The 7,373-nt window shown below is 68.0% G+C and carries 10 protein-coding genes; 3 read left to right on the forward strand and 7 right to left on the reverse strand.

Going from position 1 to position 7,373, the window contains the following annotated elements:
• Window positions 1-3: 3 nt before the first annotated feature.
• Entirely contained in the window at window positions 4-1,314 is a 1,311-nt protein-coding gene (locus GX543_RS11255) for a glycosyltransferase 87 family protein (RefSeq protein WP_290851991.1), read from the reverse strand.
• A gap of 41 nt (window positions 1,315-1,355) precedes the next feature.
• Here GX543_RS11255 and GX543_RS11260 point away from each other — a divergent pair, with 41 nt between their 5' ends.
• Entirely contained in the window at window positions 1,356-1,844 is a 489-nt protein-coding gene (locus GX543_RS11260; RefSeq protein WP_290851992.1) for a polyadenylate-specific 3'-exoribonuclease AS, read from the forward strand.
• 44 nt (window positions 1,845-1,888) lie between these two features.
• Window positions 1,889-3,283 carry a class II 3-deoxy-7-phosphoheptulonate synthase gene (locus GX543_RS11265; RefSeq protein WP_290851993.1) on the forward strand — a complete coding sequence of 465 codons (1,395 nt, stop codon included), beginning with the start codon at window positions 1,889-1,891 and terminating at the stop codon, window positions 3,281-3,283.
• Here the strand turns inward: GX543_RS11265 and GX543_RS11270 are convergent.
• The 5 genes from GX543_RS11270 to GX543_RS11290 form a co-directional block, all read right to left on the reverse strand.
• Window positions 3,232-3,744 (reverse strand): hypothetical protein, encoded by a 513-nt coding sequence (locus GX543_RS11270; RefSeq protein ID WP_290851994.1) that lies wholly within the window; start codon window positions 3,742-3,744, stop codon window positions 3,232-3,234. The two genes, GX543_RS11265 and GX543_RS11270, sit on opposite strands and share 52 nt — an antisense overlap.
• On the reverse strand, window positions 3,741-4,250 hold the full coding sequence (locus GX543_RS11275) for a DUF4352 domain-containing protein (RefSeq protein WP_290851995.1): 510 nt from the start codon (window positions 4,248-4,250) through the stop codon (window positions 3,741-3,743). The genes GX543_RS11270 and GX543_RS11275 overlap by 4 nt, the downstream gene beginning before the upstream one ends.
• 163 nt (window positions 4,251-4,413) lie before the next feature.
• A complete protein-coding gene (locus tag GX543_RS11280) occupies window positions 4,414-4,665 on the reverse strand; it encodes an SRPBCC family protein (protein ID WP_366929067.1) in 252 nt (83 codons plus the stop codon).
• A gap of 30 nt (window positions 4,666-4,695) precedes the next feature.
• Window positions 4,696-4,872, reverse strand: a complete 177-nt coding sequence (locus GX543_RS11285; RefSeq protein WP_290851996.1) for a hypothetical protein — start codon at window positions 4,870-4,872, stop codon at window positions 4,696-4,698.
• A gap of 15 nt (window positions 4,873-4,887) precedes the next feature.
• The gene (locus GX543_RS11290; protein ID WP_290851997.1) at window positions 4,888-6,078 is read right to left on the reverse strand and encodes a protein kinase; all 1,191 of its coding nucleotides are present in this window, start codon (window positions 6,076-6,078) and stop codon (window positions 4,888-4,890) included.
• Window positions 6,079-6,236: 158 nt separating this feature from the next.
• Between GX543_RS11290 and GX543_RS11295 the strand changes: the two genes are divergently transcribed.
• Window positions 6,237-6,602 carry an Rv2175c family DNA-binding protein gene (locus tag GX543_RS11295; protein WP_290851998.1) on the forward strand — a complete coding sequence of 122 codons (366 nt, stop codon included), beginning with the start codon at window positions 6,237-6,239 and terminating at the stop codon, window positions 6,600-6,602.
• A 16-nt stretch (window positions 6,603-6,618) separates the two neighbouring features.
• On the opposite strand, the gene GX543_RS11300 is transcribed toward GX543_RS11295, so the two are convergent.
• Window positions 6,619-7,373: squalene/phytoene synthase family protein (locus tag GX543_RS11300; RefSeq protein ID WP_290851999.1), on the reverse strand; the 755-nt coding region annotated here is incomplete at its 5' end.

The following is a 7,373-nucleotide window of genomic DNA, read 5'->3' on the forward strand; positions in this document are numbered from 1 at the left end:
CGGTCAGGAAGCCTGCGGGGCCGGCTTTCGGTACGGGAGAAGCCAGAGGGCGACGATCAGCGCCAGCCCCCACAGCGTGAACGAGTTGCCGACCAGGTGCTGCCAGAACGCCCAGCCGTCTTCGATGGGCGGCAGCATCTGGAAGGGACCGACGGCGAAGAGGACGGCGCCGACACCGGCGAGAGTGAAGTAGACGACGCGGTGACTGAGCGCGGTGGCCCGTGCACCGAGCGTCGCGCACAGCAGGAGGGCGGGAACCGCCCACACCCAGTGGTGTGCCCAGGTGGTCGGTGAGACCAGCAGTCCCCACACCGCGACGATGCAGGTGACGGCGAGCGCATCCACCCGACCCGTCATGCCGCCGGGAGCGAATGCCACGGTGGGACGCCACGGTCGGACCGCGATCAAGGCGAGCACGGTCACCGCCACGCTGGTGGCGATCCAGGTGAGCTGGGCGGTGCTGCCGGTGTCGCCGAAGACGCGCAGCCACGCCGCATTGAGATTCTGGTTGATCCGCCCCTCGGGTTGGCCGATGCGGGCGGTGTGGAACAGCGTGTCGGTCCAGTAGGTCTTCGAGTCGGCGGGCATCCAGAGCCAGCCGATGCCCGCGGCGACCACAAAGGTGACCAGACCGGTGACCACTGCGCGGAAGCGACCCGCGATGAGAAACACGCCGAGGAAGACCAGCGGAGTGAGCTTGATCGCAGAAGCGACACCGATCAGCACGCCCTGGGCCCACCGGGCCGTGGTGCCCGCGGCGCCGGGCTCGCCGGCGCGGCGATGGAGAACGAAGATGTCGATCATGATCATCGCCATCAGGACGACGTTGATCTGACCGAAACCGAGCGTCATCCAGAACGGATTGAACCAGATGGTCGCGACCGACAACCCGGTCGCGAGCCACCAGCGATTGGCGGGCGAGCCGACGTCGAGCACGGCCAGTGACAACTTGGTCACGAAGATGAGCAGAAGTGCCGTGATCACCGAGATCCCGATGCTCGCCACGGTCAGCGGGAGGACGCCGAGCGGCGTGAACAGCAGCGCAGCGAACGGTGGATAGGTGAACGGCAGCCAGATGCCGTCGGTGGTGAAGGGCATGGAGCCCTCGGCGTACAGGCTCAGACCCTGGTGCCAGATCTGGCCGCCGATGCGGTAGACGTCCATGTCGAATCGGGTCTGCGTGCCGAAGCCGGAGGTGAAGGGCACCCCGAAGATCTGCAGCAGTGCCGAGACCACGAAGGCCGTCGCGATGGTCGCCTTCGCGGCGGGACCGGGCAGCCACCGTTGCAGCGTCTGACCGCGTGGAGAGGACATGACAGTCAGTATTACTTGCCCGGCATGGATAATCAGAACTCGTGCGCTACTTCTACGACACCGAGTTCATCGAAGACGGATCCACCATCGAGCTGGTGTCGATCGGGGTGGTCGGCGAGGACGGGCGGGAGTTCTATGCGGTGTCGACGGAGTTCGATCCGTCGGCCGCGGGGGACTGGGTGCGCAACAACGTGCTCAATCAGCTGCCGTCGCCGGCCGACAAGGCGTGGAAGAGCCGCCGGGCCATCCGCGAGAGCCTGTTCGACTTCCTCACCGCTCCGGGCGACCGCGTCGAGCTGTGGGCCTGGGTGGGCGCCTACGACCACGTGGTGATCTGTCAGCTGTGGGGTTCGATGACCGAGTTGCCGCGAGAGATGCCCCGTTTCACCCGTGAGCTCCGCCAGCACTGGGAGTCGGCCGGGCACCCCGATCTGCCCGCCGCTCCCAAGAACGCGCACGACGCACTGGCCGACGCCCGCCACAATCTGGTGAAGTGGCGCGCCATCGAAGAGGCCCGCTCCGCGCATTAGAGCCAACCTCGTCGGCGCGGTGTTCGCCAGGATAGGCTGGACGGGTGGTGAACTGGACCGTAGACGTGCCCTTGAACGAGCTCCCCGAACTCCCGCCGCTGCCGGGACATCTCGCCGAGCAATTCGACGACGTGCTGGCGCGACCGGCACTGCAGCAGCCGAGTTGGCCCGAGGACGAAGCGCGCAAGATGCGCACCGTGCTCGAGAGCGTGCCGCCGATCTGCATGCCGTCCGAGGTGGAGTCGCTGGCAGGCCAGCTCGCCGAGGTGGCACACGGGCGTGCGTTCATGCTGCAGGGCGGCGACTGCGCCGAGACCTTCGCCGCGAACACCGAGCCGCACATCAAGGGCAACATCCGCACCCTGCTGCAGATGGCTGTCGTCCTGACCTACGGTGCGAGCACGCCGGTGGTCAAGGTCGCGCGCATCGCGGGACAGTACGCCAAGCCTCGCTCTGCCGATACCGATGCGCTCGGGCTGCTGTCGTACCGCGGTGACATGGTCAACGGGCTCGACGCCAACGAAGCCGCCCGGGTCCACGATCCCTCACGGCTCGTGCGTGCCTACGCCAACGCGTCGGCGGCCATGAACCTGGTCCGTGCGCTCACGGCGTCCGAAGCTCGCCTGGACCGCGTCCACGACTGGAACCGTCAGTTCGTCCGCACCTCGCCCGCCGGAGCCCGCTACGAGGCACTGGCGGCGGAGATCGACCGCGGTCTGCGTTTCATGGACGCCTGCGGCGTCACCGACTCCAGCCTGGAGTCGGCCTCCATCTACGCCTCGCACGAGGCGTTGGTGATGGACTACGAGCGCGCCATGCTCCGCCTCGCCGACCATCCGGCCGGCGGCGACGAGAAGGTCCTCTACGATCTCTCCGCGCACTACCTGTGGATCGGCGAGCGCACCCGTCAGCTCGACGGTGCGCACATCGCGTTCGCGAAGATGATCAACAACCCGATCGGCGTCAAGATCGGCCCGACGACCACGCCCGAGATGGCCGTCGAGTACGTCGAGGCCCTCGACCCGGACAACCGCCCAGGACGCCTGACCCTGGTCTCGCGCATGGGCAACAGCAAGGTGCGCGAAGTGCTGCCGGCCATCGTCGCAGCGGTCGAAGAGACCGGCCACAAGGTCATCTGGCAGTGCGACCCGATGCACGGCAACACCCACACGGCGTCGACCGGTTTCAAGACCCGCCACTTCGACCGCGTCGTCGACGAGGTGCAGGGCTTCTTCGAAGTGCACCGGGCCCTCGGCAGTCATCCCGGCGGGATCCACATCGAGCTCACCGGTGAGGACGTGACCGAGTGCCTCGGGGGTGCGCAGGACATCTCCGACCTCGACCTCGAGGGCCGCTACGAGACGGCCTGCGACCCCCGCCTGAACACTCAGCAGTCGCTGGAACTGGCCTTCCTCGTCGCCGAGATGCTGCGCGGGTAGGGGTCCCCTTCGGGTCTCGGCTCCCCGCGGTGACGACGCCAGACCAGGTAGGTCGCTGCCAGGATCGGCAGCACCACCAGGTCGGTCGCATCTCGGTAGACCAGGATCGGCGTCACCGGCCCTGACGATGCGGTGACGACGGTGCGGAGCAGGCCGACCATGTACTCGTAGGCGTCGCCGACGGGGCCGATGGTCTTGACCGCGGCGAAGCCGAAGCCGACCACGCCGCAGACGATCGCGGCTTCGACGGCGGTGGTGCGCCACCGGGGTGTGAAGGGCTTGCGCGCCGCCTCGTAGATCGCCAGGATCAGGAACGGCAGCAGGAACACCCCGGCGACGTCGGAGACCTTACCGGTCAGCCACCCGCCGAACGTCCACTTGAGGACGTGGTCGTTGACCACGAGCACCACGATCGATGCGAGTACCCAGGGACTCAGGAGGAAGTCAGCGGGACGGGTCACGACAGGTTGATCATCGCCGAACCCGAGCCCAACAGATCGCATTTGAACTGCAACTGCAGGTTCTTGGCGGCCTCGGGCACCTCATACGCGAGGTTGCCGCGGCGTGCGGCGCCCGCGGCGATCTCGCCGTCGAGCGACTTGCCGCCGTCGGTGATCGCGATGTCGTACGAGCGGTTGGTGTCGTCGCGCAGTTCGAAGCACATCACCGACGAGACCACCTGGGGCTTGTCGCTGCCGTTGGTGACCTCGGCGTCCACGACGACGTGCCGATTGCCCGGCGACGGCGCCATGAACTCATTGCTCGACACGTACGGGTCCTCGACGCCGTACACCTTGACCTGCCAGTCGCCGAGCTTGACGGTGTCGCCGACGTTGAACTCCGACTGCTCCTGCGAGCTGCCGTCGGCGCCCACCTTCTCCGCCTTGTCTTCTTCACCGGACGCGATCGTTGCGCCGAGCGCGAGGACGGCGACGGCGGCGATGGCGGCCTTACGGAACGAGAACATGTGAATCCTCCAGATTCGTGATCCAGCGCGGTCTGCGGAATCGAGGACCGTCGACTGGTGCGAGCAATGCCCAGCTTACGAAGAAGGAGACTAGGGATCGCCTCTGACAATTCTGCGCGTCGAGGTGAAACGGCAGTTCAGGGCTGGTCAGACAGGTTGTCGGTCAGCGGCCTTCGGCCACTGCTCGGAGCTGGCGAAGGCCCTTGTCGAAGTCCTTACCGATCATTGCGTCCATCGGCAGGACACGGGCCGCAAGCGATGCGACGGTGCCGCGTTCACCGCTCATCACCCAGGTGACGGTGGTGCGGTCGCCGGTGGGCTCCAGGCGGAACTCGACTTGGTTGACCGCTTTGAAAGGCCTGCGGAATTCGAGGGTCAGGCAGATGCGGTCGGTCGCGGACGAGACGATCTCCATCGAACCGGCACCGGCTTTGCGATCGCCCTCCTACGCGTACTTGGCCTCGGGTCCGGAGGCCGGCCCCGAGTAGGTGCGCTTCAGGTCGGGATCGACGCCCTCCCACGGTGACCATCGAGTCCACTCGCGGAGGTCGTCGATGAGGGCGTGGATGCGGTCGGCGGGTGCTGCGATCTCGATGTCGCGGCCGATGTGAAAGGCGGTCATCGGCCAACAATAGCGTCAGGCCAGCGAGCTGCCGACAGCCCAACCGGCGGCGGCCAGGCCGGCTGCGACCGCGGCGATGATCACCATCCAGATCAGCGTGACCATTGCCCCGGAAGAGTCGGCGGCCCCGGAGGATTCGGCAGCCTCGAGATGATCGACGTCGTCCGCGTGGTCGGCGTCGTAGTCGGGATGCCAGTCGTCGGGATCGGGGGCCCAGTCGTCCGGTCCGTAGGGGGCGGGCGCAGGGCCGTCGTCGACGAGCGCGGCGGGTGGAGGGGGCGGAGCGTCGCGAACGGGACGGGCGATGGCAGAGGTCACGCGGGCCGACGCGCGGGTGGGAGCGGGCACGGTGAACGCGGGCAGGTCGAGTTCGTCGGCGGCGTCGAGAATCGCATGCTGCATGTCGAAACCGTCGCGGAAGCGTGCTGCCGGGTTGCGTTCGGTGGCGCGGAGGACGATCTCGTCGAACTGGGCCGGGATGCCGTCGATGAGTTCGCCCGGCGCCGGGACGTCGTATGTCAGCCGCTGGTAGGCCAGGGCGAGGGGAGTGGAGCCGCTGAAGGGTTGGCGGCCGGTCAGGAGTTCGAACAGCAGCACCCCGGCCGAGTAGACGTCGCTGCGCGCGTCGATCTCCGTCGACGTGACCTGCTCCGGCGAGAGATAGGCCGCCGTTCCGAGAATGACGCTGGCCGACGTGACGCCCGCTTCGGCGACCGCCCGGACCAGGCCGAAGTCGGCGACCTTGATGTCGCCGGTCTCCGAGACCAGGACGTTCTCCGGCTTCACGTCGCGGTGGACTAGGCCCGCGCGGTGCGCGGTCCCGAGGCCGCCGAGCATGGGCACGGCGACCGAGGCGACGGCGTGCGGGGGCATCGGCCCGCGCTCGCGGAGCAGTTCGCGCAGACTGCCGCCGCGGACGAGTTCCATGACGAGGAAGGCGATGTCGCCGTCGATGTTCTGGTCGTAGACGGCCACCAGACCGGGATGACTGAGACCTGCGACGGCGCGTGCCTCGAACTCGAAGCGGCGCAGAAAGGTCGGATCGCCGACGTAACGTGCGTCCATCACTTTGACCGCCACCCGCCGGTGGAGGCGGAGATCGGTGCCGACGTACACCGACGACATGCCGCCGCGGGCGATGGGCACGTCGATCCGGTAGCGCCGCTCCAGTACTCGACCCAGGAGCGGATCTTCGGGGGTGGTCACGACGATTGAATCTACCCGGTCGAGTGGGGCGGCTCGTGGATGCCGCGCACGGCACCCGGCGCCGGTACTCCCAGCCCGGTTCTCCCAGCCCGGTTCTCCCGGCCCCGTTCTCCCAGCCCCGTCCTGCGGGCGCCCGTCCTCCCGGTACTCTTCCTCTTGTGGCTTCCCTTCCGCTTTCGATAGATGTCCTGCCCGACGACGTTCCGGTTCTGGAACTCGACGAAGCCGCCAAGCGCCTCGGCGTCTCCGGCAACCGGCTCCGCACGCTGATTCGCGAACACAACCTGCTCGCGGCGTCGCGCAACGGGATCCCGGTGATCCCCGAAGCCTTCTTCGGGACCCGGGGGCTGGCGAAGCACTTCGAAGGGCTGGTTGCGGTGCTTCTGGACGGCGGTTTCGACCGCGACGAGGCGATGGGTTGGCTGTTCACCGAACAGGCCGACCTCGGCCTGCGTCCGGCGGACGCACTGCACACGCATTCGGCGCGCGAAGTGATTCGCCGCGCACAGGCCGAAGCCCTGTAGTCAACCGGCCCGGTAGTCAGTAGCGTCCGGGCCTGCCGCTCACCGAGGCGAGGGCCTGGCCGATGCGGCGGGCGACGGGCACCACGGCCCGGCGGGCGAGTACGTCGTGATCGGTGTCCTCGATCTCGGTGAGGATGGCGCTGTACGAGCGCGCCGCCGCGCAGATGGCCGGTCGGGTGCGTGCGGGGAGGGCGGCGATCGCCGCGTCCGTGCGTCGATACTGATCGCGATTGACCGCGATCACGTGGGCAACGGCCCGGCGGAGCGGGACGCTCGCGGTCCGTTCCGCGACATCGTGGAAGAGCAGTTCCTCGTCGACCCCGAAGGCCGCGAGCTCGGTCAACGGCAGGTAGACGCGGTCGCGGTCCGCGTCCTCCCCGACGTCGCGCAGAAAGTTGGTGAGCTGGAAGGCTTCGCCCAGGAGCCGGGCGCCCGCGGTCACGTCGGAGTTCCGGACGTCGGCACCGAGGACGGGCAGCAACTGCAGGCCGATCACCGCCGCGGACCCGTACGTGTACTCGGCGAGCTCGCTGAAGGTCCGGTAGCGGTTCTGAAACAGCGGATGCCCCGGCAGATCCATGCGCATCGATCGACCGAAGGCGTCGAAGGTGGCAGTCGGGATGTCGAAGCGGTGGACGGCATCGGCCAGTGCCGCGGCGAGATCGGCGCGGTCGTGAGCATGCGACGACTGCGAGTCCCGGGGGCGCGCCGTCCCGGAGATCGCGGCGTGCAGGTCCGACTCCAGCGCATCGAGGCGCTCGCCCTGGTCGA

Source organism: Gordonia sp. (in: high G+C Gram-positive bacteria) (assembly GCF_012515855.1).
Lineage (GTDB): Bacteria > Actinomycetota > Actinomycetes > Mycobacteriales > Mycobacteriaceae > Gordonia.

Excerpts from the sequence above, each read along its gene's own strand:
- GX543_RS11255 (WP_290851991.1), bottom strand. The coding sequence starts at position 1,314 with ATGTCCTCTCCACGCGGTCAGACGCTGCAACGGTGGCTGCCCGGTCCC.
- GX543_RS11275 (WP_290851995.1), bottom strand. The coding sequence starts at position 4,250 with ATGTTCTCGTTCCGTAAGGCCGCCATCGCCGCCGTCGCCGTCCTCGCG.
- GX543_RS11280 (WP_366929067.1), bottom strand. The coding sequence starts at position 4,665 with ATGGAGATCGTCTCGTCCGCGACCGACCGCATCTGCCTGACCCTCGAA.
- GX543_RS11285 (WP_290851996.1), bottom strand. The coding sequence starts at position 4,872 with ATGACCGCCTTTCACATCGGCCGCGACATCGAGATCGCAGCACCCGCC.